This is a genomic window from Paraburkholderia sp. (assembly GCF_047605525.1).
Lineage (GTDB): Bacteria > Pseudomonadota > Gammaproteobacteria > Burkholderiales > Burkholderiaceae > Paraburkholderia.
Map to the genome: position 1 here is coordinate 50,942 of NZ_JASGFN010000025.1, position 26,191 is coordinate 77,132.

At 66.2% G+C, this 26,191-nt stretch carries 29 protein-coding genes and 1 riboswitch; of the genes, 24 read left to right on the forward strand and 5 right to left on the reverse strand.

The window, feature by feature from the left end; genetic code table 11:
* Positions 1 to 197: 197 nt before the first annotated feature.
* From QM685_RS29100 to QM685_RS29120, 5 genes are all read right to left on the reverse strand, one after another.
* Positions 198 to 1,478: an ATP-binding protein gene (locus QM685_RS29100; protein WP_415121944.1), complete on the reverse strand. Its 1,281-nt coding sequence runs from the start codon at positions 1,476 to 1,478 to the stop codon at positions 198 to 200.
* Positions 1,475 to 2,215, reverse strand: coding sequence for a response regulator (locus QM685_RS29105; RefSeq protein ID WP_415121946.1), 741 nt, complete (start codon positions 2,213 to 2,215; stop codon positions 1,475 to 1,477). The genes QM685_RS29100 and QM685_RS29105 overlap by 4 nt, the downstream gene beginning before the upstream one ends.
* Before the next feature lie 168 nt (positions 2,216 to 2,383).
* Entirely contained in the window at positions 2,384 to 3,121 is a 738-nt protein-coding gene (locus QM685_RS29110; RefSeq protein ID WP_415121948.1) for a response regulator, read from the reverse strand.
* A gap of 157 nt (positions 3,122 to 3,278) precedes the next feature.
* Positions 3,279 to 4,097 (reverse strand): SDR family NAD(P)-dependent oxidoreductase, encoded by an 819-nt coding sequence (locus tag QM685_RS29115; protein WP_415122076.1) that lies wholly within the window; start codon positions 4,095 to 4,097, stop codon positions 3,279 to 3,281.
* An 8-nt stretch (positions 4,098 to 4,105) separates the two neighbouring features.
* Positions 4,106 to 5,857: an ABC transporter ATP-binding protein/permease gene (locus tag QM685_RS29120; RefSeq protein ID WP_415121950.1), complete on the reverse strand. Its 1,752-nt coding sequence runs from the start codon at positions 5,855 to 5,857 to the stop codon at positions 4,106 to 4,108.
* A 491-nt stretch (positions 5,858 to 6,348) separates the two neighbouring features.
* Positions 6,349 to 6,471: riboswitch (TPP riboswitch) on the forward strand.
* Between the two features lie 223 nt (positions 6,472 to 6,694).
* Between QM685_RS29120 and QM685_RS29125 the strand changes: the two genes are divergently transcribed.
* From QM685_RS29125 to QM685_RS29240, 24 genes are all read left to right on the forward strand, one after another.
* On the forward strand, positions 6,695 to 7,825 hold the full coding sequence (locus tag QM685_RS29125; protein ID WP_415121952.1) for an FAD-dependent oxidoreductase: 1,131 nt from the start codon (positions 6,695 to 6,697) through the stop codon (positions 7,823 to 7,825).
* Positions 7,826 to 7,891: 66 nt separating this feature from the next.
* On the forward strand, positions 7,892 to 8,089 hold the full coding sequence (gene thiS, locus QM685_RS29130) for a sulfur carrier protein ThiS (protein ID WP_415121954.1): 198 nt from the start codon (positions 7,892 to 7,894) through the stop codon (positions 8,087 to 8,089).
* A 79-nt stretch (positions 8,090 to 8,168) separates the two neighbouring features.
* Positions 8,169 to 8,984: a thiazole synthase gene (locus QM685_RS29135; protein WP_415121956.1), complete on the forward strand. Its 816-nt coding sequence runs from the start codon at positions 8,169 to 8,171 to the stop codon at positions 8,982 to 8,984.
* Positions 8,981 to 10,084 (forward strand): thiamine phosphate synthase, encoded by a 1,104-nt coding sequence (gene thiE, locus QM685_RS29140; RefSeq protein ID WP_415121958.1) that lies wholly within the window; start codon positions 8,981 to 8,983, stop codon positions 10,082 to 10,084. The genes QM685_RS29135 and thiE overlap by 4 nt, the downstream gene beginning before the upstream one ends.
* Before the next feature lie 94 nt (positions 10,085 to 10,178).
* Positions 10,179 to 11,000, forward strand: coding sequence for an ABC transporter ATP-binding protein (locus QM685_RS29145; protein ID WP_415121960.1), 822 nt, complete (start codon positions 10,179 to 10,181; stop codon positions 10,998 to 11,000).
* Positions 10,997 to 11,764, forward strand: a complete 768-nt coding sequence (mlaE, locus tag QM685_RS29150; protein WP_415121962.1) for a lipid asymmetry maintenance ABC transporter permease subunit MlaE — start codon at positions 10,997 to 10,999, stop codon at positions 11,762 to 11,764. Before QM685_RS29145 ends, mlaE begins: the two co-directional genes overlap by 4 nt.
* A gap of 91 nt (positions 11,765 to 11,855) precedes the next feature.
* Entirely contained in the window at positions 11,856 to 12,398 is a 543-nt protein-coding gene (mlaD, locus tag QM685_RS29155) for an outer membrane lipid asymmetry maintenance protein MlaD (RefSeq protein ID WP_415121964.1), read from the forward strand.
* An 11-nt stretch (positions 12,399 to 12,409) separates the two neighbouring features.
* Entirely contained in the window at positions 12,410 to 13,450 is a 1,041-nt protein-coding gene (locus QM685_RS29160; RefSeq protein ID WP_415121966.1) for a VacJ family lipoprotein, read from the forward strand.
* Positions 13,451 to 13,563: 113 nt separating this feature from the next.
* Positions 13,564 to 14,196, forward strand: a complete 633-nt coding sequence (locus QM685_RS29165; RefSeq protein ID WP_415121968.1) for an MlaC/ttg2D family ABC transporter substrate-binding protein — start codon at positions 13,564 to 13,566, stop codon at positions 14,194 to 14,196.
* Entirely contained in the window at positions 14,193 to 14,504 is a 312-nt protein-coding gene (locus QM685_RS29170; RefSeq protein WP_415121970.1) for an STAS domain-containing protein, read from the forward strand. The genes QM685_RS29165 and QM685_RS29170 overlap by 4 nt, the downstream gene beginning before the upstream one ends.
* A 192-nt stretch (positions 14,505 to 14,696) precedes the next feature.
* Positions 14,697 to 15,629, forward strand: a complete 933-nt coding sequence (locus QM685_RS29175) for an ABC transporter ATP-binding protein (protein WP_415121972.1) — start codon at positions 14,697 to 14,699, stop codon at positions 15,627 to 15,629.
* The gene (locus tag QM685_RS29180; protein ID WP_415121974.1) at positions 15,626 to 16,390 is read left to right on the forward strand and encodes an ABC transporter permease; all 765 of its coding nucleotides are present in this window, start codon (positions 15,626 to 15,628) and stop codon (positions 16,388 to 16,390) included. The genes QM685_RS29175 and QM685_RS29180 overlap by 4 nt, the downstream gene beginning before the upstream one ends.
* Positions 16,391 to 16,405: 15 nt before the next feature.
* Positions 16,406 to 16,645 (forward strand): BolA family protein, encoded by a 240-nt coding sequence (locus tag QM685_RS29185; protein WP_415121976.1) that lies wholly within the window; start codon positions 16,406 to 16,408, stop codon positions 16,643 to 16,645.
* A 112-nt stretch (positions 16,646 to 16,757) separates the two neighbouring features.
* Positions 16,758 to 18,020 carry a UDP-N-acetylglucosamine 1-carboxyvinyltransferase gene (murA, locus tag QM685_RS29190; RefSeq protein ID WP_415121978.1) on the forward strand — a complete coding sequence of 421 codons (1,263 nt, stop codon included), beginning with the start codon at positions 16,758 to 16,760 and terminating at the stop codon, positions 18,018 to 18,020.
* Entirely contained in the window at positions 18,017 to 18,718 is a 702-nt protein-coding gene (hisG, locus tag QM685_RS29195) for an ATP phosphoribosyltransferase (RefSeq protein WP_415121980.1), read from the forward strand. The genes murA and hisG overlap by 4 nt, the downstream gene beginning before the upstream one ends.
* 58 nt (positions 18,719 to 18,776) lie before the next feature.
* The gene (hisD, locus tag QM685_RS29200; protein WP_415121982.1) at positions 18,777 to 20,111 is read left to right on the forward strand and encodes a histidinol dehydrogenase; all 1,335 of its coding nucleotides are present in this window, start codon (positions 18,777 to 18,779) and stop codon (positions 20,109 to 20,111) included.
* A gap of 258 nt (positions 20,112 to 20,369) precedes the next feature.
* Positions 20,370 to 21,440 carry a histidinol-phosphate transaminase gene (gene hisC / locus QM685_RS29205; protein WP_415121984.1) on the forward strand — a complete coding sequence of 357 codons (1,071 nt, stop codon included), beginning with the start codon at positions 20,370 to 20,372 and terminating at the stop codon, positions 21,438 to 21,440.
* 86 nt (positions 21,441 to 21,526) lie between these two features.
* Complete coding sequence (hisB, locus tag QM685_RS29210; RefSeq protein WP_013090696.1) at positions 21,527 to 22,114, forward strand: imidazoleglycerol-phosphate dehydratase HisB; 588 nt, start codon at positions 21,527 to 21,529, stop codon at positions 22,112 to 22,114.
* A gap of 159 nt (positions 22,115 to 22,273) precedes the next feature.
* A complete protein-coding gene (hisH, locus tag QM685_RS29215; RefSeq protein WP_415121986.1) occupies positions 22,274 to 22,915 on the forward strand; it encodes an imidazole glycerol phosphate synthase subunit HisH in 642 nt (213 codons plus the stop codon).
* 181 nt (positions 22,916 to 23,096) lie between these two features.
* On the forward strand, positions 23,097 to 23,849 hold the full coding sequence (gene hisA, locus QM685_RS29220; protein ID WP_415121988.1) for a 1-(5-phosphoribosyl)-5-[(5-phosphoribosylamino)methylideneamino]imidazole-4-carboxamide isomerase: 753 nt from the start codon (positions 23,097 to 23,099) through the stop codon (positions 23,847 to 23,849).
* Between the two features lie 187 nt (positions 23,850 to 24,036).
* Complete coding sequence (gene hisF / locus QM685_RS29225; protein ID WP_415121990.1) at positions 24,037 to 24,810, forward strand: imidazole glycerol phosphate synthase subunit HisF; 774 nt, start codon at positions 24,037 to 24,039, stop codon at positions 24,808 to 24,810.
* Between the two features lies 1 nt (position 24,811).
* Complete coding sequence (gene hisI, locus QM685_RS29230) at positions 24,812 to 25,222, forward strand: phosphoribosyl-AMP cyclohydrolase (protein WP_090802086.1); 411 nt, start codon at positions 24,812 to 24,814, stop codon at positions 25,220 to 25,222.
* On the forward strand, positions 25,219 to 25,611 hold the full coding sequence (locus tag QM685_RS29235; RefSeq protein WP_415121992.1) for a phosphoribosyl-ATP diphosphatase: 393 nt from the start codon (positions 25,219 to 25,221) through the stop codon (positions 25,609 to 25,611). Before hisI ends, QM685_RS29235 begins: the two co-directional genes overlap by 4 nt.
* Before the next feature lie 105 nt (positions 25,612 to 25,716).
* The gene (locus tag QM685_RS29240; protein WP_415121994.1) at positions 25,717 to 26,112 is read left to right on the forward strand and encodes a DUF4870 family protein; all 396 of its coding nucleotides are present in this window, start codon (positions 25,717 to 25,719) and stop codon (positions 26,110 to 26,112) included.
* Positions 26,113 to 26,191: the final 79 nt, after the last annotated feature.

A 26,191-nucleotide genomic window follows, 5' to 3' on the forward strand; every position in this document is an offset into this window, starting at 1 on the left:
CCGCCGCTGCGTTACGCGTGAAGCCGCGCAAAAAAAAGTCCGCCCCAGGGGTGCGGGCGGACGGAGAAGGGCGGCATCGAGGTTGCCGGAGACGACTATAAGGCCGGCGCCGGCGCAACAGTCCTTCCGGTAAGGGCGCGTAAGCGCGGCCCCTGGCTTGCACGCGTTGGCCCTCGTCTTCCCCTTCACCCGGGTCATTACGCCCCCACGGTCCCCAGCGGCAATTCGATCCGCACTTCGAGCCCGCCTTGCGCGTGATTGCGCACGTGACAGCGTCCGCCGCGATCGTGCGCAAGCCGTGCGACGATCGCGAGGCCGAGCCCGCAATGACCTTCACCGCCGCGCGCGGCGTCGAGCCGCACGAACGGCTTCATCGCGGCGGCAATGCGGTCGTCGGGAATGCCGGGGCCGTGGTCGCGCACGCTGATCGTCCAGTGACGGTCGTCGCGCTCGGTCGTGATTTCCACCGGCGGCATGCCGTGTTCGAGCGCGTTGTCGACGAGGTTCGTCACGAGCCGGTCGAGCAGCGTGCACGGCAGCGTGAACGACGGCCCGGCGCGCAGATCGAGCGCGAAGAGCGGCGCTTCGGCGGATTCGGCGTGATCGCCCGACGAAAACTGCTCGCGCAGGAAATCGTCGACTTCGACCGGCGGCCCGGCGTCGGCGGACTGGCCGGCGAATTCGAGGAACTGCTGGACGATGTTCGTCATCGAATCGACGTCGCGAATCAGGCCGGCGCGTTCGTTTTCGTCCACCAGCACGCTCGCGCGCAGCTTCAGCCGCGTGAGCGGCGCCTTCAGATCGTGCGCGACGCCGGCGAGCATCACCGCCTGGTCATCGCCGGCTTCGTTCAGGCGCCGCATCATGTCGTTGAACGAGCCGATCAGATCGCGCAGCTCGCGCGGGCCCTGCACCGGTACCGGCTCCGGCCGTCCGCCCGAGCCGAACGCGCGCGACGCGTCGGCGACGCGCGACAACGGCCGCTGCATTTGCCAGACCGCGAACAGCGACAGAATCAGCGCGGCGAGCAGCATCGACACCGCTTCGACGAGGAAGCGCGGCGGTGGCGGCACATCGACCGGCACGACGACCCAGTTCGACTTGCCCGGAAACAGCACCCAGAGTTGTGGCGGGCGCAGATCGTCGAAAGCGATCTGCGTGCCGCCCGGCAGGTTTTCCCGCAACTGCCGGCTCAGCTCGACGAGCAGATGCTCGGTGGGCGCATGCAGGTGCACGGTGGCCGGCATGTTCCAGGTGGGCACGAGATGCACGCGCATCGCCGGCGCGAGCGCAGCGCCCTTGATCGGCTCGCCGTTGATCGCCTGCAGCACGAGCAGAATGCCGCGCGCGAAGCCATCGATTTCATGGCGCGGCGGCTGCATCGTCACCAGCACGAACCAGCTTGCCTGAATCGCGAACAGCACCGCCGCCGACAGCAACGCCATTCTGCCGAACAGCGTGTTCAGCGGATTTTTCATGCGGCGGGGGGGGCCTCTTCGTCGAAGGGCTCGCCGTTGGCATCGGGCACGAACACGTAGCCCTTGCCGCGCACCGTTTGCACGTAGCACGGATTGGACGGGTCGTCCTCGATCACGCGGCGCAGGCGCCAGATCGGCACGTCGAGGCTGCGATCGCGGAACGCGAGGTTGTCGCGATGCACGAGGTCGTGAATCAGCACGCGCGACAGCACTTTGTACGGGTTGTTGACGAAGATCTTCAGCAGCGCGAATTCGCTGTCGCGCAGCGGCAGCTTGGCGTCGTCGCGGGTCAGCGAGCGGGTCGCGAAGTCGAGCTCGAACGGGCCGAAGCGGTAGCGCTTGCGTGCTTCGGGCGCGCTCGTGGTGGACGGGCCGCGCCGGCGCAGCACGGTCTGGATGCGCGCGAGCAGCTCGCGCGGATCGAACGGCTTGGTCAGGTAGTCGTCCGCGCCGAGCGATAGTCCGACGATGCGGTCGGCCACCGTGCCGCGCGCGGTGACGAAGATCACCGGAATGTCGTCGCCGGCGGCGCGCAGCGCGGTGAGCGCGCGCAGGCCGTCGGTGTTCGGCATCATGATGTCGAGCACGACGACCGACGGCCGCTCGCGTTCGAGGCGGCGCTGCAGATGCGTGCCGTCGTGCAATACGGATGCATCGAAGCCGTTCGACTGCAGAAACTTGCAGAGCAGATCGCGTACGACCGGATCGTCGTCGACGATAAGGACCTGTGGATTCATGGCGAAATTCTAGATTGGCGTACTGAGCGCGCGACCGGGCGTTTCCTTACCAACGCTTACGGTACGGCGCGCTTGCTGGCTGGCGCGCGACGCATGTCAGCGCAGGGTTAGCGCTTACTTTAGCACCGCTCTATCCGGCTGCCGCGGGCAGTCGCGCCGCAGCCGGGATCAGGGCGGCGGGAGTCCGCGTTCGAGCGAGCCGATCTCGCCGTCCGGCACGAATACATAGCCGCGTCCCCACACCGTCTGCACGTAGCGCGGCTCCGACGGATCCACCTCGATCAGCCGGCGCAAGCGCCAGATCGATACGTCGAGGCTGCGATTGCGATGCGCTTCGCTGTTGCCGTGCAGTTTTTCCAGCAACTGCGCGCGCGTGAGCACGGTCATCGCGTGCGTGACGAACACCTTCAGCATCGCGAATTCGCTCGACCGCAGCGCGATGCGCGTGCCGTCGCGATGCAGCTCGCGGGCGGGGAAATTCACTTCGAAGTGGCCGAAACGATAGGGCGCGCGCTGCTCCGGCGCCGCTGGCGCGGTTGTGCCGCGACGGCGCAGCACGGTGCGAATTCGCGCGACCAGTTCGCTCGGCTCGAATGGCTTGCCGAGATAATCGTCGGCGCCGAGTTCGAGACCGATCACGCGGTCGATCGGTTCGGCGCGTGCGGTCAGCAGGATCACCGGAATGTCGTCGCCCGCGACGCGCAACGCGCGCAGCGCGCTGATGCCGTCGAGCTCCGGCATCATGATGTCGAGCACGACGAGCGCGGGACGCTCCTCCTGCAATCGGCGCTGCAGCGCCACGCCGTTTTCGAGCGCGGCGACCTTGAAGCCGCGTTCGCGCAGATAGGCACTGACGAGTTCACGTACGACGGGATCGTCGTCGACGATCAGGATGGTCTGGTTCATCCGGGCCATCTTAATGACGCGTGCGCGACGCGCAAAGCGTGCACCGCTTTCGAATCCTTTCCGCTGTAAGACAACGCAAGTTACTCGCGGGCCCGGTTTGCCCGCGTCGCCGGTGCTGGCGAACGCTTCCCGTGCGGGTCCGGATGTGTGCGCCGGCTTAACCGAGCGTCAAGCCGCCATCGACGTGAATCACCTGGCCGGTGATGTGACGCGCTTCGTCGGAGAGCAGAAACGCGATGAGCGCGGCGACGTCCGCGGGTTCGGCGACGTGACCGAGCGGCGTCGCTTCGGCGGCGTGCGTCCAGACCGCCGCGTTGTCGGCATGGGGGCCGCGATCCTTGCGCGTATAACCGGGCGCCACGCAATTGACGGTCACGCCGAGCGGCGCGAGTTCCGCGGCCGCCGTTCTGGCGAGCGACTCGAGCGCCGCTTTCGCGGCCGCCGTCGCCGCAAACGGCGTATCCGCGCGATAGCGGTGCGCGACGAACGAACTCAATGCGATCACGCGACCGCGCTTCGACGTTTCGAGCGCGGGCATCGCCCGTCGCACGAGCGCGGCGAACGCGGCCGGCATCGCGGCGAAGGCCGTGCTGAGCGTGTCGGAGTCGAGTGCGGTGAGCGTTTGACGCTGCGCGTGTCCCGCGTTGGCGACCAGTTGATCGAGTGCGCCGAAGCTCGCAAGCGTGTGATGGATCAGATGCTCGGCCGCGCCGCGCTCGGCGAGGTCGCCGAATACCGTGGCGCAGCGTGCGCCGCTCGCCGTGCAGTCGGCGGCAACCTGTACGAGCCGCTGGCGGGAAGCGTCGTCGGCGCCGCGCGCGTGCAGCATCAAGGTGGTGTGCGGCGCGGCGATGCGCCGGGCGAGCGCGGCGCCGATGCCGGAGCCGGCGCCGGTGATCAGCACGACGCGTGCGGTGGCGGCGGGGTGCGGGCCGCCGTTCGCGTCGTTTGCCGGGCTCGCGTCGCCGGTGCTCATCGTGTCACTCATGCCGCCACCGCTTCACGCGAGCGCTCGACGTCGAGCGTTTCGTCATGGAACGCCGCGAGCGAATCGCGATGCGCGACGCTGACGATCGCGGCCTTCGGCAGCCGCTCCGTGAGCAGGCGATAGAGCCGCGCCTCGTTTTCCATGTCGAGCGCGCTGGTCGCTTCGTCGAGGAACAGATAATCCGGTTTGTGCAGCAGCACGCGCGCGGCGGCGAAGCGCTGCTGTTCGCCCGGCGACAGCACGCGGGTCCAGTGCCCCGATTCGTGCAGACGGTCGGCGTATTCCGACAGATGACAGGTGACGAGCGCGTCCGCGCATTCTTCGTCGGTGTAGGTGTCGGCCGCCGACGGATACGCGAGCGCCGCCTTCAGCGTGCCGATCGGCATGTAGCTGACCTGCGGGATGAACATCATGCGCGCGTTGACCGGCGCGTCGATCGAGCCGTCGCCGAACGGCCACAGGCCCGCCAGCGCGCGCATCAGCGTGCTCTTGCCGGCGCCGGACGGACCGCGCACGAGCCACCGCGAGCCCGGCCGGATCGCGATATCGCGGATGCGCGACAGCGGATTGCCGTTCGGCAGCGCGAGCTTGAGGCTGTCGGTGGAGAGCTGGTTCGCGTCGACGAAATGCAGGTTGATGCCGCCGTGCTCGGTCGCCGGCGACACCGATTCCTTCAGGCGCGGCGCGTGCATGATGCGTTTGAATTCGCGCAACCGGTTCACGGTCGCGCGCCACTCGACGAGGCTCGTATAACTGTTGATGAACCACGAGAACGAATCGCTGACGGTGCCGAACGCGCTCGAGATCTGCATCAGCACGCCGAACGTGAAGGCGCCGGCGAAGTAGCGGGGCGCGGCGACCACGATCGGGAAGATGATCGCGATCTGGCCGTAGAAGCTCAGCACGAAGGTGAGGCGCTTCGTGTACTTCATCACCTGCCACCAGTTGTCGCGGATGCGGCCGAACAGCGTGCGCGCGTTCGTCTTCTCGGTCTCCATGCCGTTGTAGAAAGCGATCTGCTCGGCGTTCTCACGCAGACGGATCAGGCCGAAACGGAAATCCGCCTCGACTTTCTGCGCCTGATAGTTGATCGACACGAGCGGATGGCCGACCTTCTGCGTGATCAGCGAGCCGACCACCGCATAGAGCGCCGCGGCCCACACCATATAGCCGGGGATGTGCAGCGGCATGCCGCCGAGCGAGAGGGTCAGCGCGCCCGCGAGCGACCACAGGATCGTGATGAACGACACCAGCGTGACGACGGTGGACAGCAGATCGAGCGTCAGCGACAGCGTGGTGGTCGCGAACGATTGCAGGTCGTCGCTGATCCGCTGGTCGGGGTTGTCGGCGAGGCGGTCGCGCTCGATGCGGTAGAACGCGCCGTCCTTGAGCCATTCGTTCAGGTAGCGGGTGGTCAGCCACTGGCGCCAGCGGAAGCCGAGCATCTGGCGCAGGTAGCGCCCATACACGGCAAGGATGATGAAGCCGAACGCGAGCCCGGAGAAGATCATCAGCAGATGCGGGAAGTCGCGGACGTTCTTGGCCTGCAATGCGTTGTAGAAGTCGGCGCTCCAGCGGTTCAGGCGCACGTTGATCCAGACGACGAGCAGGTTCATCACGATGATCGCGATGAGCAGCCCCCATGCGACGAAGCGTTCCTCGGAAACCCAGTAAGGCTTGATCAGGCTCCAGGCGGAGACTTTTTCGTCGGGCGGCAGCCCGGGGCTGGCGGATGTATGTGGTGTCATGAGCGTCCTGATGAAGTGCTGGCCCGAAGGGCTGAGCCGGCGAGCCGGTCCGTTCGGGTCGACCTGCGTCGGGCTGTGGTGTCGGGCGCCGCCGCTGTCGCGAAGCCGCGCGGCGGCGGATGCGGTATCCGCCTGGCCGTCGTGCCCGCCGGACGGGCATTCGGGGATCCAGGCGCGCGCCGATTCTGGCGTGATGCCCTTAAGCGAGAATTAATTTTCACCGCCCGCGCCAGGCCCTGATGTTGCATCGACGTTGCCTCGATAGTGTTGCGGTGTTTGCCGCGGTACCGCCGTCGCGCAGGGTGGCCGCGCGCCGTTCCCATTGCGCCGCATCGTCCTTTTGCGCCACCCGGTCACGGCATTGTGCCAGAGCGGCGCGCGCGCCCGCGTCGGGATCGCGAAAGAAGGCGCGGATCAGAGGCGTGCCTGCCTATGTACTGCGCGGGGGCGCTGGTTTGCGGCCGCCGCGCCTTTTATGGTCTAATGACCTTTCGACGAAACAGGGGTGCTTCGCACACTGCCGGCGTGATTTCGATCCGCGGCGGCGAGGCTGAGAGAGACCCTTCGCACCCGATCCGGGTAATACCGGCGCGGGAAGTTTCCGGAAGCAGACCGTCTTCCATCCCCCGCCGGGCGGCGAGCGCACATGAGGTGCGCGCGCATGGCCCGGCCGGCTTCACCCGCCGGTTTCGTCCTGGGTACGTGCGTTTTTGGGCCGTACGGAAAGGACTCGATGACCGCCTATTCTTCATATATGTATTTTTCTCGTCGCCACGCCGCCTCTGGCGCGTCGTGCCGCTTTGGCTTTGCCTGCCGCCCTGCAACGGAGCGCGCGCGATGAGCCATTCTTCCCGACCCGATTTCGCCGTGCTCGGCGGCGGCCTGTGCGGCCGGCTGGTCGCGTGGCGGCTTGCTGGCGACGGACATCGCGTGGCGCTCTACGAGCGCGGCGATGCCGCCGGTTCGCAGGCCGCCGCGTGGGTCGCCGCGGCGATGCTCGCGCCGCTCGCCGAAGCCGCGAGCGCTGAGCTGCTGATCACGCGGCTCGGCGCGAGTTCGCTCGAAAGCTGGCCGCGTGTGCTTGCCGAATTGCCGGAGGCGGTGTTTTTCCAGCGCAACGGCACGCTCGTCGTCTGGCATCACGCCGACCGCACTGAAGCGCCGCTGTTCGAGCGTCGTGTGCGCTCGAACGCGCCAGCCGAACTGCTCGACGGCGGCTTCGTCGCGCTTGCGGGCGCGCAGGTGGGTGACGCCGAGCCCGCGCTCGCCGGCCGCTTCAACCAGGGCTGGCTGCTGCCGCGCGAAGGCCAGCTCGACAATCGCCAGGTATTGAGCGCGCTCGCCGCGGGTCTCGCCGAACGCGGCGTCGACACGCACTGGAACACCCCCATCGACGATGCGTCGCTGCCCGAAGCCGGCATCACGATCGATTGCCGCGGGCTCGGCGCGAAGCCGGTGCTGCCGACGCTGCGCGGCATCCGCGGCGAGGTCGCGCGCGTGCATGCGCCGGGGCTGCATCTGAGCCGCCCGGTGCGGCTGCTGCATCCGCGCTATCCGCTCTATATCGCGCCGAAGCAGAACGGCCTCTACGTGATCGGCGCGACCGAGGTGGAAGGCGAGGATATGTCGCCGGTCAGCGTGCGCTCGGCGCTCGAGTTGCTGAGCGCGGCGTTCTCGGTGCATCCGGGCTTCGGCGAGGCACGCATCCTCGAGCTGAATTCGCAGTGCCGCCCGACCTTGCCCGATCACCGTCCCGCGCTGCTGTGGGACGGCGCGCGCACGCTGCGGGTGAACGGCCTGTATCGGCACGGCTATATGATCGCGCCGGAAGTCGCCGACGAAGCCGTGCGCTTCGCGGGCGCGCTGCTCGACGGCCGCGTTGGCGACGCCGATGCATTCGCCTGCTGGCGGCGCGACGCACGCTGGAGCGAGCTTTTCCAGCAGGATTTCGCGCGGGAGCCGGCCTGAGCGTCGCGCGTCGTCGTCTAGCGCGCCACGCTGCTTCCGCCATCGATTGAACCGTATTCGAGCACCATGAACATTCATATCAATCAGAAGCCGTTGTCGCTGCCCGAAGGCGCGACTGTCGCCGATGCGCTCGCCGCCTATGGCGCGCGTCCGCCTTTCGCGGTCGCGCTGAACGGCGACTTCGTCGCCCGCGCCCAGCATGCGGCGCGCGCGCTGCAGCCGGGCGACCGCCTCGACGTCGTGCAACCCGTGGCGGGCGGCTGAGCGCGCGCGCCGGCTTGTCGCCCACCCGTCGCCGAAAACCATTGCCGCGGCTCCATTGCGGCAAACCAGGATGATGCAAATGACTTCTCAACAGACCGCCGACGCGCTCACGCTGTACGGTCAAACCTTCGCGAGCCGCGTGCTGCTCGGCACGTCGCGCTACCCGTCGCTGCAGTCGCTGTCCGATTCGATCGACGCGGCGCGGCCCGGCATGGTGACCGTCGCGCTGCGCCGCCAGATGAACGACGGCAACGCCGAAGCCGGCTTCTTCGATCTGCTCAAGCGCCACGGCGTGCCGCTGCTGCCGAACACGGCCGGTTGCCTGAGCGTCAGCGAAGTGGTAACGACCGCGCACATGGCGCGCGAGATCTTCGAGACCGACTGGGTCAAGCTCGAACTGATCGGCGACGACTACACGCTGCAACCCGACCCGGTCGGCCTGATCGAGGCTGCCGCGCGGCTCGTCAAGGACGGCTTCAAGGTGCTGCCGTATTGCACCGAAGATCTGGTGATCGGCCGCCGCCTGCTCGACGTCGGCTGCGAGGCGCTGATGCCGTGGGGCGCGCCGATCGGCACCGGCAAGGGCGTGATCAATCCGTACGGGCTGCGTGTGCTGCGCGAGCGGCTGCCGGACGTGCCGCTGATCGTCGACGCCGGGCTCGGCGTGCCGTCGCATGCGGCGCAGGTGATGGAGTGGGGCTTCGACGGCGTGCTGCTGAACACGGCGGTGTCCCAGGCGACGCACCCCGACGCGATGGCGCGCGCATTTGCGCTCGGCGTCGAGGCCGGTCGCGAGGCCTATCTCGCGGGACCGATGGCGGAGCGCGAAAGCGCGCACGCGAGCACGCCGGTGGTCGGCATGCCGTTCTGGCACCAGGATGGGAGCGTCGCATGACACAGTATCTGACGTTGAAGGATCGCGACCTGTTCTGGCCGCCGGCCGACGAACTCACCGAGGCCGCGGAACGCATTCGCGCGCGCCTCGGCGACTGGCCGCCGACCCACGCGCCATGGCGCATCTGCCTGACCGCGCCGGATGAACCGAACGGCGGCGACCTGATCGTGGTCGCCGACGCACAGCGGCACGGCGAGCAGATGGCGCGCTGGCTGACGCACGGCGCGGGCGTGATCGAAGCCGCGCAGAATCGCGCGACGCTGCATCTGGGCGGCGAGAAATACCCGCTGGAAGGCCATCTCGCGGAAGACTGGATTGCCGCGCTGGCCGCGTTCCTCGACTGCGGCTTCGATCCGCACGACGCGCTCGTGCTCGCGCTCGCGTGGCGCGACGGCGACGAAACCCGCGCCGCCGACGCGTTCCCCTCCGACCTCGCGCGCTTCCCTCGTCCCGTCGGCCTGCCGGCCGCGCCGGCGCGGGCATTCCCGCGCTGCCCGGCGCGCCTCGGCCTGTATCCGGTGCTGCCGAGCGCGGACTGGGTCGAGCGGGTGGTAGGCTTCGGCGTGAAGACGGTGCAGTTGCGCCGCAAGTCGGCCGAACCCGCCGACGGGTTGAAGCGCGAAATCGCCCGCTGCGTGGAGGCCGGCCGCGCGCACAATGCGCAGGTGTTCATCAACGACCACTGGCGGGCGGCGATCGAAGCAGGCGCCTACGGCGTGCACCTCGGCCAGGAGGACGTGCATACGGCGGACCTCGCGGCGCTGGCTGACGCGGGCATCCGGCTCGGTCTGTCGACGCACGGTTTCTATGAAATGCTGAAGGCGCTGCATTTCCGGCCGAGTTACGTTGCACTGGGCGCGGTGTTTCCGACCACGACCAAGGTGATGCCGACCGCGCCGCAGGGCCTGAAGCGTCTCGCGCGCTACGTGCGGCTGCTCGACGGCGTCGTGCCGCTCGTCGCGATCGGCGGGATCGATCTGCAGGTGCTGCCCGACGTGCTCGCGACGGGCGTCGGCGGCGCGGCCGTGGTGCGGGCGGTGACCGAAGCGGCCGATCCGGCTGCCGCGGTTTCTGCATTGCAACAAGCGTTTACGCAATAATCGTCAGGCTTCTTCAAGGAACAGGGCACCTCACGGCAGCTTTTGCATGATGGCCCTATAATTCGGCCTTCCGTGTAAAAGGATTGTCAGTTTGGTGCCTTCCTCCACCGAGACCTTACTTGAGCTGCGCGACGTCGACTTCGGTTACGGCGACCGGCTCGTTCTGTCGAATCTGAATCTGCGCTTCCGTCGCGGTCAGGTCGTCGCGGTCATGGGCGGCTCGGGTTGCGGCAAGACCACGGTGCTGCGCCTGATCGGCGGCCTCGTGCGCGCGCAGCGCGGCCAGGTTCTGTTCCATGGGCAGGACATCGGCGTGCAGGCGCGCGAAAGTCTCTACGCGCTGCGCCGCAAGATGGGCATGCTGTTCCAGTTCGGCGCGCTCTTCACCGATATGTCGGTGTTCGAAAACGTCGCCTTCTCGCTGCGCGAGCACACCGATCTCCCCGAAGAACTGCTGCGCGACCTCGTGCTGATGAAGCTCAACGCGGTCGGTCTGCGCGGCGCGCGCGATCTGCTGCCGTCGGAGATTTCGGGCGGCATGGCGCGGCGCGTGGCGCTCGCGCGCGCGATCGCGCTCGACCCGGAACTGATGATGTACGACGAGCCGTTCGCCGGTCTCGATCCGATTTCTCTCGGCATCACCGCCAATCTGATCCGCACGCTGAACCAGGCGCTCGGCGCGACGTCGATTCTCGTCACGCACGACGTGCCGGAGTCGTTCGCCATCGCGGACTACGTCTACTTCCTCGCCAACGGCGGAGTGCTCGCCGAGGGCACGCCGGACGAGCTGCGCGCGTCGACCGATCCGACCGTGCGGCAGTTCATCGACGGCGCGCCGGACGGCCCGTTCAGATTCCATTACCCGACCCAAACGCCGCTCGCCGCGGACTTCGGCATCGGTGGAGGCCAGTCATGATCAGCGCGATCGGTCGTTCGGTGATCAGCGGGCTCGGCATGGCCGGCTATGCCACGCGTTTTTTTCTCCGGCTGGTGCTCGAGTTTTTCCCGCTGCTGCGCCGTCCGCGTCTTGTCACGAAGCAGATCCACTTCGTCGGTAATTATTCGCTCGTGATCATCGCGGTGTCGGGGCTGTTCGTCGGTTTCGTGCTCGGTCTGCAAGGCTATTACACGCTGAATCGCTACGGCTCCGAGCAGGCACTCGGGCTGCTGGTCGCGCTGTCGCTGGTGCGCGAGCTCGGCCCGGTGGTCACGGCGCTGCTGTTCGCGGGCCGCGCGGGCACGTCGCTCACCGCCGAGATTGGCCTCATGAAGGCGGGCGAGCAACTCACCGCAATGGAAATGATGGCGGTCGATCCGGTCAAAGTCGTGGTCGCGCCGCGCCTGTGGGCGGGCATTATCTCGATGCCGATTCTCGCCGCGATTTTCAGCGCGGTCGGTGTTCTGGGCGGTTACGTGGTGGGCGTGCTGCTGATCGGCGTCGACGCCGGCGCGTTCTGGTCGCAAATGCAGGGCGGCGTCGACGTGTGGCGCGATATCGGCGCCGGGGTCATCAAGAGCGTGGTGTTCGGCCTCGCGGTGACCTTCGTCGCGCTGTTTCAGGGCTACGAGGCGAAGCCGACGCCGGAAGGCGTGTCGCGCGCGACGACCCGCACGGTCGTGTACGCGTCGCTCGCGGTGCTCGGCCTCGATTTCCTGCTGACCGCACTGATGTTCAGCTAAGACCGCGCGGCGTGCCGGCTGCCGGCGGCGCACGATGCGCCGCGCGCGGCGGGAAGTGACGGCGGCGCGGCGGATTCACTTTGGGATGACGATGAAAAAGAATGCTCTCGACTTCTGGGTCGGCCTGTTCGTGGTGCTGGGTTTCGTGGCGCTGCTGTTTCTTGCGCTGAAGGCCGGCAACATGAGCTCGCTGTCGTTTCAGGCGACTTATCCGGTCAAGCTCAAGTTCGACAACATCGGCGGGCTGAAGCCGCGCGCGCCGGTGAAGAGCGCGGGCGTGACGGTCGGCCGGGTCGCCTCGATCGGCTTCGACAGCAACGCGTACCAGGCGCTCGTGACGATCGATATCGACAAGCAGTACCAGTTTCCGAAAGATACGTCGGCGAAGATCCTGACCTCGGGCCTGCTCGGCGAGCAATACATCGGGCTCGAACCGGGCGGTGACACGGAAATGCTGAAGGCGGGCGATACGATCACGATGACGCAATCGGCAATCGTGCTGGAAAACCTGATCGGTCAGTTCCTGTATAGCAAGGCCGCGGATTCCGGCGCGGCGAAGCCCGCGGCGTCGACACCGGCGCCGGCACCCGCGCCGGCGCCGGGTGCGCCCGCCGCCGGTGCCGCGAGCCAATAAGGAGAACAAGAATGCAGACCACACTGCGGACCTCGCGCATCGGCGCGCGCGTCTTCCGGTTCGGCAAGGTCGCGATGGCGGCGGCGCTGCTCGCCGGTTGCGCGACGGTGAAAACGCCGACCAAAGGCGATCCGTTCGAAGGCTTCAACCGCACGATCTTCACCGTCAACGACAAGATCGACCAGTATGCGCTGAAGCCGGTCGCGAAGGGCTACGTCTGGGTCACGCCGCAGCCGGTACGCGACAGCGTGACGAACTTCTTCTCGAACATCGGCGACGTCTACATCGCCGCGAACAACCTGCTGCAACTGCGCATCGCCGACGGCGTATCGGACATCATGCGGATCGTGATGAATACGGTATTCGGCGTCGGCGGCCTGTTCGACGTCGCGACGCTCGCCAGGCTGCCCAAGCACGAGAACGATCTCGGCCTGACGCTCGGCCACTACGGCGTGCCGCCGGGACCGTATCTCGTGCTGCCGCTGTTCGGGCCGAGCACGGTGCGCGACGCGGTCGGCTCGATCGGCAACTACTACGTGAACCCGATCAGCTACATCGATCCGCCGGGCTTGAGCTGGGCGCTGTATGGGCTGAACATCGTCAACACGCGCGCGAACCTGCTGGGCGCAAGCGACGTGCTGGAAGGCGCTGCGCTCGACAAGTACTCGTTCGTGCGCAACGCGTATCTGCAGCGACGTCAGTATCTGCTGTCGGATAACCGGCGCCGGCCGCAGGAATTGCCGAGCTACGACGAGGAAGCGCCGCTGCCGAAGTACGACGAAGACACCGGCGCAGGCGCGGCCGCGGCGCCGGCCGGCGCCGTGACCGGCGCGGCGGGCACGCAGGGTGCTGCGACGAAGGCGGCGCCGGCTTCCGGCGCGGCCGTCGCCAGTCCGCCGCAAGGCACCCAGGCCACCGCGCCCGAAGCCGCGTCCGGCAGCGCCGAAACGCCGCCCATCGACCTGAACGGCGGTCCTGAAACGACGCAGATTCCGGCCGGCCAACTGATACCGCCCACGCATTTCAACTTTCCATCCTTCAAATTGCGTTGAACGTGCAGCCGTAACAGATCGATACGACTCTCGCAGTTTGCGCATGGATTGCCGTCGAACTCGCGTGGTAATGTCGGTCAAACCGTTGCACTATTTTTGAGGCAAGGCTCAATATGAAAAAATTCTTCCTGATTCCACTGTTTGCCGCGTTGTTCTCGTTCGTCAGTGTGGGCGCGTCGGCACAAAGCGTCGACACCAGCTCGCCGGACGCGATGATCAAGACCGTCACCCAGCAGGTGATCGACGCGATACGCAGCGACAAGTCGATCCAGCAGGGCGACATCTCGCACATCACGCGTCTCGTCAACGAAAAGATCCTGCCGTACACCGATTTCCGCCGCACCACGCAACTTGCGATGGGCCGCAACTGGCGTAGTGCCACGCCCGAGCAGCAGAACGAAGTGGTCGAGCAGTTCAAGATGCTGCTGATCCGTACGTATTCGGGCGCGCTCGCGCAGGTTCGCGACCAGCAGATCCAGTACAAGCCGTTCCGCATGAGCCCGGACGACACCGACACGGTGGTGCGCTCGGTCGTGATGAACAACGGCCAGCCGATCGAACTCGATTACCGTCTGTACAAGACGCCGCAGGGCTGGCGCGTGTATGACATCAACGTGCTCGGCGCATGGCTGATCCAGGCGTATCAGCAACAGTTCAACGAACAGATCCAGCAGAAGGGCGTGGACGGGCTGATCCAGTTCCTCACGCAGCGTAACCAGCAGCTCGCCGCGGGCAAGCAGTCGTGAGCGAAGTGCTGAACCCGGTCGCGAGCCGTTTCGAAAGCGGCGCGACGCTGACCCACGCGAGCGCGAAAGCCGCGCTCGCGGCAGGTCTGCAACGCATCGCGGCGGGCGCGGGCGGCGTCGATTGCGCGCCGCTCACGCAGTTCGATTCGTCCGCGCTCGCGGTGCTGCTCGCGTGGGTGCGGGCCGCCGCCGCGCGCGGCGTCACGTTTGAAATCGTCAATCTGCCGGCTGGTCTCGCCAGCCTCGCGCAAGCCTACGGCGTCGATACCCTTCTGCCCACGCGTGGAGTTGCGTCGGCGCGACATTGACGCTCCCCAGGCGTCGTCTCCCATCCTTCCGGCCAGGCCGGGGGTGCCAGTTTTTGCCCTATAATCAAACGTTTTTTGGGGCTCTGAATTGGCCCCTAATCGGCCTCAAATCCGTTTCTTCCAGCATTTGCTCGCCCCCACAAAGCTCTATTGGGGCTACTTCAGGTGCCGCGACGCGCGCGGCCCATAGTCATGTCAGCCATAGAAATTCGTAACGTCAAGAAGCGCTACAAGGACTTGCAGGCGCTCAAGGGCGTCAGCCTCACGGTCGAAGAAGGCGAGTTCTTCGGACTGCTCGGTCCGAACGGTGCGGGCAAAACGACGCTCATCAGCATTCTGGCCGGCCTCACGCGCGCCGACGAAGGCAGCATCGCGGTGCGCGGTCACGACGTCGTCGGCGATTTTCGCAACGCGCGCCGCGCGCTTGGCGTGGTGCCGCAGGAACTCGTGTTCGATCCGTTTTTCACCGTGCGCGAAACCTTGCGCATCCAGTCGGGCTACTACGGTCTGCGCAACAACGACGCGTGGATCGACGAGATCATGGCCAATCTCGATCTCACCGACAAAGCCGACGCCAACATGCGCGCGCTGTCGGGCGGCATGAAGCGCCGCGTGCTGGTCGCGCAGGCGCTGGTGCACCGGCCGCCCGTGATCGTGCTCGACGAGCCGACCGCCGGGGTCGACGTCGAGCTGCGCCAAACGCTGTGGAAATTCATCTCCCGCCTCAATCGCGAAGGTCACACGATCGTGCTGACCACCCACTATCTCGAAGAAGCCGAATCGCTGTGCGACCGCATCGCGATGCTGCGCCGTGGCGAGGTGGTCGCGCTCGATCGCACCAGCACGCTGCTGCAGCGCTTTGCCGGCATGCAGCTGTTCGTGCGCTTCGCGCAGGGCGTGTTGCCCGCCGAGCTGCGTCCGCTCGAGGCGGAAAGCGGCGCGGGCAACGGTAACGGCCGCCAGCATCTGCTGCGTCTGACGAGCTACGACGACGTCGAGCGCATCCTCGCGCAATGCCGCGCGGCCGGTTGCACATTCGAAGAAATCGAGGTCCGCAAGGCCGACCTCGAAGACGTATTCGTTCAGGTGATGAACGGTCCGGAAGTGATCGAGGGGCTCGCATGAGCGGTTACAGTGGATTTAACACGCTGTTTTACAAAGAACTGCTGCGTTTCTGGAAGGTAGCGTTCCAGACCGTGCTCGCGCCGGTCATTACCGCACTGCTGTATCTGACGATCTTCGGCCATGCGTTGCGTGGCCACGTGCAGGTCTATCCGGGTGTCGAGTACACGAGCTTCCTGATCCCGGGTCTCGTGATGATGAGCGTGTTGCAGAACGCGTTCGCGAACAGTTCGTCCTCGCTGATCCAGTCGAAGATCACCGGCAACCTCGTGTTCGTGCTGCTGCCGCCGCTGTCGCACTACGAGATGTTCGCCGCCTATGTGCTCGCGGCGCTCGCGCGCGGTCTATGTGTCGGCTTCGGCGTGTTCATCGTGACGATCTGGTTCGTGCCGCTCAGCTTCAGCGCGCCGTTCTACATCATCCTGTTCGCGCTTTTCGGCGCGGCGATTCTCGGCACGCTCGGTCTGATCGCCGGTATCTGGGCCGAGAAGTTCGACCAGCTCGCCGCGTTCCAGAACTTCCTGATCATGCCGCTCACGTTCCTCTCGGGCGTGTTCTATTCGACGCATACACTGCCGCCGGGGTGGCGCGAAGTGTCGCGGCTCAATCCGTTTTTCTACATGATCGACGGCTTTCGCTATGGCTTTTTCGGCGTGTCGGACATCGACCCGCTCGTGAGCCTCGCGATCGTCGCCGGTTTCTTCGTGGTGCTGGCGGCGGTGGCGATGCGCATGCTCGCTACTGGCTACAAGCTGCGCCACTGACGAGGAGCTTCTCTCATGCTACCGACTCCCGAACAGGTCAGGCAGTACATCGCGGCTGGGCTCGCGTGCGAGCATCTCGAAGTCGAAGGCGACGGTCAGCATTTCTTTGCGACGATCGTCTCGCCGAACTTCGAGGGCAAGCGCCTGATCCAGCGACATCAACTCGTGTACGCGGCGCTCGGCGACCGCATGCGCGAAGAAATCCACGCGCTCAGCATGAAGACGCTGACGCCCGCCGAATGGCAGAACGCGTAACTCTGGAAATTTAGTGCGAATTACTCAGGAAGGGCGCGACGCCGCGAGCGGCGCGCCGAACACAGACAAAGCAGGTCCGGGCGCGACCCCGGCCGATCAGGAACCGACAGGCATGGATAAACTCATCATTGAAGGTGGCTACCCGCTCTCCGGTGAAGTGGTCGTCTCGGGTGCGAAGAACGCGGCATTGCCGATCCTGTGCGCGGGTCTCTTGAGCGCCGAGCCGGTGCATCTGGAGAACGTGCCCGATCTGCAGGACGTGCGCACGATGCTCAAGCTGCTCGGCCAGATGGGCGTGCGCATCGAGGCAGGCGAAGGGCGCGTGGCGCTCGACGCGTCGAAGGTCGACAACCTCGTCGCGCCGTACGAGATGGTGAAGACCATGCGCGCGTCGATCCTCGTGCTCGGCCCGCTCGTCGCGCGCTTCGGTCATGCGCGCGTGTCGCTGCCGGGCGGCTGCGCGATCGGCGCGCGACCGGTCGATCAGCACATCAAGGGCCTGCAGGCGATGGGCGCCGAAATCACGATCGAGCACGGCTTCATCGAAGCGCGCGCGAAGCGTCTGAAGGGCGCGCGCATCGTCACCGACATGATTACCGTGACCGGCACCGAGAACCTGCTGATGGCCGCGGTGCTGGCCGACGGCGAGACGGTCATCGAGAACGCCGCGCGCGAGCCGGAAGTCGTCGACCTCGCGCATCTGCTCGTCGCGATGGGCGCGCAAATCGACGGCATCGGCACCGACCGCCTCCTGATCCAGGGCGTCGACAGGCTGCACGGCGCGAAGCACGCGGTGATCCCGGACCGCATCGAAGCGGGCACGTTCCTGTGCGCGGTCGCGGCCGCCGGCGGCGACGTCACGCTGCGCAAGATGCGTCCGTTGCTGCTCGAAGCCGTGACCGAAAAGCTGCGCGAAGCGGGCGTGACGGTCGAGGAGGGTGACGACTGGATGCGCGTGCGCATGGACAGGCGTCCGAGCGCGGTGACGTTCCGCACCTCCGAATACCCGGCGTTTCCGACCGACATGCAGGCGCAGTTCATGGCGCTGAACGCGATCGCGGAGGGTACGTCGCAGGTCGTCGAGACAATCTTCGAAAACCGCTTCATGCACGTGCAGGAGCTGAACCGTCTCGGCGCGAGCATCACGATCGACGGCAATACCGCGCTCGTGAACGGCGTCGGCAAGCTGTCCGGCGCGATGGTCATGGCCACCGATCTGCGCGCGTCCGCGAGTCTCGTGATCGCCGCGCTGCGCGCCGAGGGCGAGACGCTGATCGACCGCATCTATCACCTCGACCGCGGCTACGACCGCATGGAAGCGAAGCTCAACGCGATCGGCGCGAAAGTGCGCCGTGTCGCCGGGAGCGACGCATGAGCTCGATGCCGCAAACGTCGTCGGCGCCGGCGGTGAGCGCGCCGCTCACGCTCGCGTTGTCGAAAGGGCGTATCTTCGAGGAAACGCTGCCGCTGCTCGCGGCGGCCGGCATCGAAGTCGCGGAAGACCCGGAAACGTCGCGCAAGCTGATCCTGCCGACCACGGATCCGAACCTGCGCGTGATCATCGTGCGCGCGACCGACGTGCCGACCTACGTCGAGTACGGCGCGGCCGATTTCGGCGTGGCCGGCAAGGACGTGCTGCTCGAGCATGGCGGCAGCGGCCTGTATCAGCCGGTCGATCTGGAGATTGCGCGCTGCCGCATGTCGGTCGCGGTGGCAGCGGGTTTCGATTATGCGAACGCGGTGCGCCAGGGCGCCCGCCTGCGCGTCGCGACCAAGTATGTTGAGACCGCGCGCGAGCATTTTGCCGCCAAGGGCGTGCACGTCGATCTGATCAAGCTGTACGGTTCGATGGAACTGGCGCCGCTGGTCGGCCTCGCCGACGCGATCGTCGATCTGGTGAGCTCGGGCAATACCTTGCGCGCCAACAATCTCGTCGAGGTGGAGGAGATCATGCAGATTTCGTCGCGCCTCGTTGTGAACCAGGCGGCGCTGAAACTGAAGCGCGCCGCATTGCGGCCGATTCTCGACGCGTTTGCCAATGCGTCGTCGAAAGCCGGCGCTCCGGCGGCCTGACTGACGATGGCACTCCGATCACGCCGCGACTGAGCGCCTTACCGAAACGGATACCTGTATGTCTATCAAGATTCGCAAACTCGATTCCACCGCTTCCGACTTCCACAAGTCGCTGCACGCGGTGCTCGCGTTCGAGGCGAGCGAAGACGAAGCCATCGAGCGCTCGGTCGCGCAGATTCTGAACGACGTGAAGGCGCGCGGCGACGAGGCGGTGCTCGAGTACACGAACCGCTTCGATCGCCTCGATGCCCGGCGCGTCGCCGAGCTCGAGCTGCCGATGTCGGAGCTCGAGGCGGCGCTCGAAAGTCTCGAGCCGAAGCGGCGCGCGTCGCTCGAAGCGGCGGCGGCGCGGGTGCGCGGCTATCACGAGAAGCAGAAGATCGAGTGCGGCAGCCATAGCTGGCAGTACACCGAGGCCGACGGCACGGTGCTCGGCCAGAAGGTCACGCCGCTCGATCGCGCGGGTATCTACGTGCCGGGCGGCAAGGCGGCGTATCCGTCGTCGGTGCTGATGAACGCGATTCCGGCGCGGGTGGCCGGCGTGCGCGAGATCGTCATGGTCGTGCCGACGCCGGACGGCGTGAAGAATCCGCTCGTGCTGGCCGCGGCGCTGCTCGGCGGGGTGGACCGCGTGTTCACGATCGGCGGCGCGCAGGCAGTGGGCGCGCTCGCGTACGGCACGCAGAGCGTGCCCGCGGTCGACAAGATCTGCGGCCCCGGCAACGCGTACGTCGCGTCGGCCAAGCGCCGCGTGTTCGGCACGGTCGGCATCGACATGATTGCCGGACCGTCGGAAATCCTCGTGCTGTGCGACGGCACGACCGATCCGCGCTGGGTCGCGATGGACCTGTTCTCGCAGGCCGAGCACGATGAGCTCGCGCAGTCGATCCTGCTGTGCCCGGACGACGCGTTCATCGCGCGCGTGCGGGAAGCGATCGACGAACTGCTGCCGGCGATGCCGCGCCACGACGTGATCCGCACGTCGCTCGAGAATCGCGGCGCGCTCATCAAGGTGCGCGACATGGCCGAAGCCTGCGCGATCGTCAACGACATCGCGCCGGAGCACCTCGAAATCTCGGCGCTCGAACCGCATCAGTGGGCGCAGCTGATCCGCCATGCCGGCGCGATCTTCCTTGGCCGCTACACGAGCGAGAGCCTCGGCGACTATTGCGCGGGCCCGAACCACGTGCTGCCTACGTCGCGTACCGCGCGGTTTTCGTCGCCGCTCGGCGTCTATGATTTCTTCAAGCGCTCGAGCCTGATCGAAGTCAGCGCGGAAGGCGCGCAGACGCTCGGCGAGATCGCCGCCGAACTCGCGTATGGCGAAGGCCTGCAAGCGCATGCGCGCAGCGCCGAATACCGGATGCGGCAGAACAACAACGAACGCGGCTGAGGCGTACCACTGACAGCGGCGGCGAAGCCGGGCCGGAAGGTGGCGGATGCAGCAGGGCAGGCGGGCGTCGGCCCGGCTCTGGCGATTCCCGTACGTTTCCGATGAACCGGCCGTTTCCCCCGCTTTTCCCACTTTCGCCCGTTCGAGCGACAGATCGCGCCCAGCCGCCCGTTTAATAACGACAACAGAGACCAACCAGCGCGGCCACACGCCGCCGACACCAGGCCAGCGTTTCGCCGCGGGCCGGCCCACGAACCTATGACGACACCTCAAGACATCATTCGCCGCGACGTGCTCGCAATGACGAGCTATCCGGTTCCGGACGCCACGGGCTTCATCAAGCTCGACGCGATGGAAAACCCGTTTCCGCTGCCGCCGGAACTCGCCGCGCATCTCGGCGAGCGTCTGGCCGGCGTCGCGCTGAACCGCTATCCGGCGCCCCGTCCGGAGGCGCTGATCGAGCGGATCCGGCACGTGATGGGCGTGCCGGCCGGCTGCGACGTGCTGCTCGGCAACGGCTCGGATGAAATCATCAGCATCATGTCGGTCGCCTGCGCGAAGCCGGGTGCGAAGGTGCTCGCGCCGGTGCCGGGTTTCGTCATGTATCAGATGTCCGCGAAGCTCGCGAATCTCGAATTCGTCGGCGTGCCGCTCGCGGCCGACTTCACGCTCGACACCGAGGCGATGCTCGCGGCGATCGCCGAACACGAGCCGGCGATCGTCTATCTCGCGTATCCGAACAATCCGACCGGCACGCTGTTCGACGATGCCGACATCGAGCGCATCATCGCCGCGGCGGACAGGAGCCTCGTCGTGATCGACGAGGCGTATCAGCCGTTCGCGCAGAAGAGCTGGCTGCCGCGCGCCGACCAGTTCGACAACGTCGTCGTGATGCGCACGGTGTCGAAGCTGGGCCTTGCCGGCATCCGCCTCGGTTATCTGGTCGGCAAACCCGCGTGGCTCACCGAGTTCGACAAGGTGCGCCCGCCGTACAACACCAACGTGCTCACGCAGGCCGCCGCCGATTTCCTGCTCGACCACGTCGGCGTGCTCGACGCACAGGCCGCGCAATTGCGCGACGAGCGCGCGAAACTCGCGCAGGCGGTGGCCGTGCTGCCGGGCGCCGAAGTGTTCCCGAGCGCCGGCAACTTCCTGCTGGTGCGGGTGCCCGATGCGTCCGTACTGTTCGAAACCCTGCTGACCGCGCGGGTTCTGATCAAAAACGTGAGTAAAATGCATCCATTGCTGGCCAATTGCGTGCGTTTGACCGTCGGTTCCCCGGAAGAAAACGCCCAGTTGCTCGCCGGGCTGAAACTGGTGCTGCGCTGATTCGCAGCACCGATCCGGAACACCCGGCGGCCCGCCGTTTCTCCCCCCACTTACCAGCGCTTTCTAGCGAGATTCGAGGAATTACCATGCGCCTTGCGGAAGTCGTTCGCAACACCAGCGAAACGCAGATCCGTGTGAAGATCAACCTGGACGGCACCGGTCAGCAGAAGCTGGCCACCGGCGTGCCGTTCCTGGACCACATGCTCGACCAGATCGCCCGCCACGGGCTGTTCGACCTCGAGATCGAAGCGCATGGCGACCTGCATATCGACGACCACCATACGGTGGAAGATACCGGCATCACGCTCGGCCAGGCCGTCGCGAAGGCGATCGGCGATCGCAAGGGCATCCGCCGCTACGGTCATTCCTACGTGCCGCTCGACGAAGCGCTGTCGCGCGTCGTGATCGATTTTTCCGGCCGTCCGGGCCTCGAATTCCATGTGCCGTTCACGCGCGCGCGCATCGGCACGTTCGACGTCGACCTGTCGATCGAATTCTTCCGCGGCTTCGTGAACCATGCCGGCGTGACGCTGCATATCGACAATCTGCGCGGTATCAACGCCCATCATCAGCTCGAAACGGTGTTCAAGGCGTTCGGGCGCGCGCTGCGCATGGCCGTCGAACTCGACGAGCGCGCGGCCGGACAGATTCCGTCGACCAAGGGTAGCCTTTAACAGGCTTTTAACCAGCCTCTAATCGTCTTTCATCGCCTCTAGCGTCTTCACGCCATTCACCTTCGGCAACTCATCGGGCAGCACCGCGCGGGCCGGCAACCGTCGTTCGACGCCGCGCGCCGGCATCGATGGATCGGAGGCATGGCGGCCAAACCTGAAATGAAAACTTCGATAGCGATTGTGGATTACGGAATGGGCAACCTGCGTTCGGTCGCCCAGGCTTTGCGCAAGGCCGCGCCGGAAGCGGACGTGGCGATCGTCGACCGGCCGGAAGCGATCCGCGCGGCCGATCGCGTCGTGCTGCCCGGCCAGGGCGCGATGCCCGACTGCATGCGCAGTCTTGGTGCATCCGGCTTGCAGGAAGCGGTCGTCGAGGCGTCGCGCGGCAAGCCGCTGATGGGCGTGTGCGTCGGCGAGCAGATGCTGTTCGACTGGAGCGCCGAGGGTGGCACGCCGGGTCTGGGTCTGTTGCCCGGCAAGGTGGTGCGCTTCGAGCTCGAAGGCCAGGTGCAGGACGACGGCTCGCGCTTCAAGGTCCCGCAGATGGGCTGGAACCGCGTGCGTCAGGTAGAGCCGCATCCGCTGTGGGACGGCGTCGCCGACAATGCGTTCTTCTACTTCGTGCACAGCTATTACGTGGTGCCGGACAACCCCGCGCATACGTCGGGCGAAACGGTCTACGGCGTGACCTTTACCTCGGCGGTAGCGCGGGATAACATCTTCGCCACCCAATTCCACCCTGAAAAGAGCGCCGAGGCGGGTTTGCGCGTGTATCGCAACTTCGTGCACTGGAACCCGTGAACGCTTTTCTTCATTCCGTTGCCGCGCGCCACGAGCGCGGCGCCAAGGTTTCGCGTCGGACCGGCATCCCGCTGGAGCGCCGAAAGAGTTGTACTAAACTAGCGAAACGGCGTTGCGGCGGGCTGGCTGACCAGCCGCCGCCGCCGACCTTCAACCCACCCCCAGACACCACCCGATTGCTATGCTGCTGATTCCCGCCATCGACCTGAAAGATGGTCAGTGTGTACGCCTCAAACAGGGCGATATGGACCAGGCGACGATTTTCTCCGAGGAACCGGCGGCAATGGCCCGACATTGGGTCGACCGCGGCGCGCGGCGCTTGCATCTCGTCGATCTGAATGGCGCGTTCGCCGGCAAGCCGAAGAATGGCGATGCAATCCGGGCGATCATCGATGAAGTGGGCGGCGAGATTCCCGTGCAACTGGGCGGCGGCATCCGCGACCTGAACACGATCGAGCGCTATCTCGACGACGGCCTGTCCTACGTGATCATCGGCACGGCCGCGGTAAAGAATCCCGGCTTTCTGCAGGACGCCTGCACCGCGTTCGGCGGCCACATCATCGTCGGCCTCGACGCGAAAGACGGCAAGGTCGCGACCGACGGCTGGAGCAAGCTGACCGGTCACGAAGTGGCCGACCTCGCGCGCAAGTTCGAGGACTACGGCTGCGAATCGATCATCTACACCGACATCGGCCGCGACGGCATGCTGCAAGGCATCAACATCGAAGCGACGGTGCGCCTCGCGCGCGCGGTGAAGATTCCGGTGATCGCGAGCGGCGGTCTGTCGAATCTCGCGGACATCGAGTCGTTGTGCGAAGTCGAAGACGAGGGGATCGAAGGCGTGATCTGCGGCCGCGCAATCTATTCGGGCGACCTCGACTTCGCGGCGGCGCAAACGCTCGCGGACCGGCTGCGCGAATCGGACGACGCCTGACCGGCGTTATCCGCGCAACGGTTCATGTGCCGCGCGCGTCGCATACGAAATTTCCGGGATCTTGCCGGCGCCCGGCCGGAACTCCTTTCGCGGCGCGACGCGGCTGACACGCCTTGTCGCGCCGGCACCGTGCCGCAAGCCCCCGGGCGAGCGGCCTCATCAGCGGTATTGGCAGAATTGCAAGATCATGGCTCTAGCTAAACGCATCATTCCCTGTCTCGACGTCACCGCCGGCCGCGTGGTCAAGGGCGTCAACTTCGTCGAGTTGCGCGACGCGGGCGACCCGGTCGAAATCGCGCGCCGGTACGACGATCAGGGCGCCGACGAACTCACCTTCCTCGACATCACCGCGACTTCGGATCAGCGCGACCTGATCCTGCCGATCATCGAAGCGGTCGCCTCGCAGGTGTTCATTCCGCTGACGGTCGGCGGCGGCGTGCGCGCGGTCGAAGACGTGCGGCGCCTGCTCAATGCGGGCGCGGACAAGATCAGCATGAACTCGTCGGCGGTCGCGAACCCGCAGCTCGTGAAGGACGCTACCGGCAAATACGGTTCGCAGTGCATCGTCGTCGCGATCGACGCGAAGCGCGTGTCGGCGGACGGTGAAACGCCGCGTTGGGAAGTGTTCACGCATGGCGGCCGCAAGGCGACCGGGCTCGATGCGGTCGAATGGGCGCGCAGGATGGCCGAACTCGGCGCGGGCGAAATTTTGCTGACCAGCATGGACCGCGACGGCACCAAAAGCGGTTTCGATATCGCATTGACGCGCGCGGTCTCGGACGCGGTGCCGGTGCCGGTGATCGCGTCGGGCGGCGTCGGTAGCCTGCAGCATCTGGCCGACGGCATCAAAAGCGGCCACGCGGACGCGGTGCTTGCCGCGAGCATTTTCCACTACGGCGAACACACGGTCGGCGAGGCCAAGCGCTTCATGGCCGATCAGGGCATTTCGGTGAGGTTGTGACGTGACGAATCCCTCGGCAGTGAACTGGCTCGACAAGGTCAAATGGGACGCGAACGGCCTCGTGCCGGTGATCGCGCAGGAAGCGTCGACGAACGACGTGCTGATGTTCGCGTGGATGAACCGCGAAGCGTTGGCGAAGACCGTCGAAACCGGCCGCGCGGTGTACTTCTCGCGCTCGCGCCAGCGCCTGTGGTTCAAGGGCGAGGAGTCCGGCCACGTGCAGCACGTGCATGAAGTGCGGCTCGACTGCGACGAAGACGTCGTGCTGCTGAAGGTGGAGCAGGTGTCGGGCATCGCATGCCACACCGGCCGCCACTCGTGCTTTTTCCAGAAATTCGAAGGCTCGGTGGACGACGGCGACTGGCAGGCCGTCGATCCCGTGCTGAAAGACCCCGAACACATCTACAAATGACGCAATCCACGCAAAACGAAGCTTCGTCCGCCTCTACGTCCGACACGCTGCTGCGTCTCGCGGCGATCATCGACAGCCGCAAGGGCGGCGATCCGGACATCTCGTACGTGTCGCGCCTGTTCCACAAGGGCGACGACGCGGTGCTGAAAAAGATCGGCGAGGAAGCCACCGAAGTCGTGCTGGCCGCGAAGGACGCGCGCCACGGCGGCGCGCCGAAGGCGCTGGTCGGCGAGGTCGCGGACCTGTGGTTTCACTGCCTCGTGATGCTGTCGCATTTCGATCTGAGCCCGGCCGACGTGATCGCCGAACTCGAGCGCCGGGAAGGCCTGTCGGGCATCGAGGAAAAGGCGCTGCGCAAGAGCCGCGAGCGCGAGCAGAACGGCGACTGAGCGTCACCTGGGCGATAACTGAGCGCGGCAAACGGGCGGTTGCGCTTGAAGTCGTGAACGCCGGCGCCCATATTGCGGTAAATGCACCCTCGGGAGGACGCAAGCATGGAACAGTCGCAAGGAAGCTATCCGCCGCCGGTCTACCGCAACGCGATGGAGCCTGAACGCGAGCGCAGCCTGCGCACGCTCACGCACGTGCTGTACGGGCTCTATGCGGTCCACTGGCTGACGGGCGGGCTGACCATTCTGATCGCGATCATCATCAACTACGTGAAGCGGGCGGACGTGGCCGGCACACCGTACGAAGCGCATTTCGAATGGCAGATCCGCACGTTCTGGATGGGGCTCGTCGGCTACGCGATCGGCGCCCTGCTGCTGCTCGTGCTGATCGGCATTCCGGTGTTGTGGGCCGTCAGCATCTGGATGTTGTACCGTATTATCAAAGGCTGGCTCTATCTGTACGATAACAAGCCGTTCGCGAATCCGCGCGGCTGGGTCTGAGCGCCGTCCGGCCCGTTTTATCGGGCCGGTTTTCAGGTAAGACCTCGTCGCTTCGCGCTTCAGTCCTACCGCGTCAGGA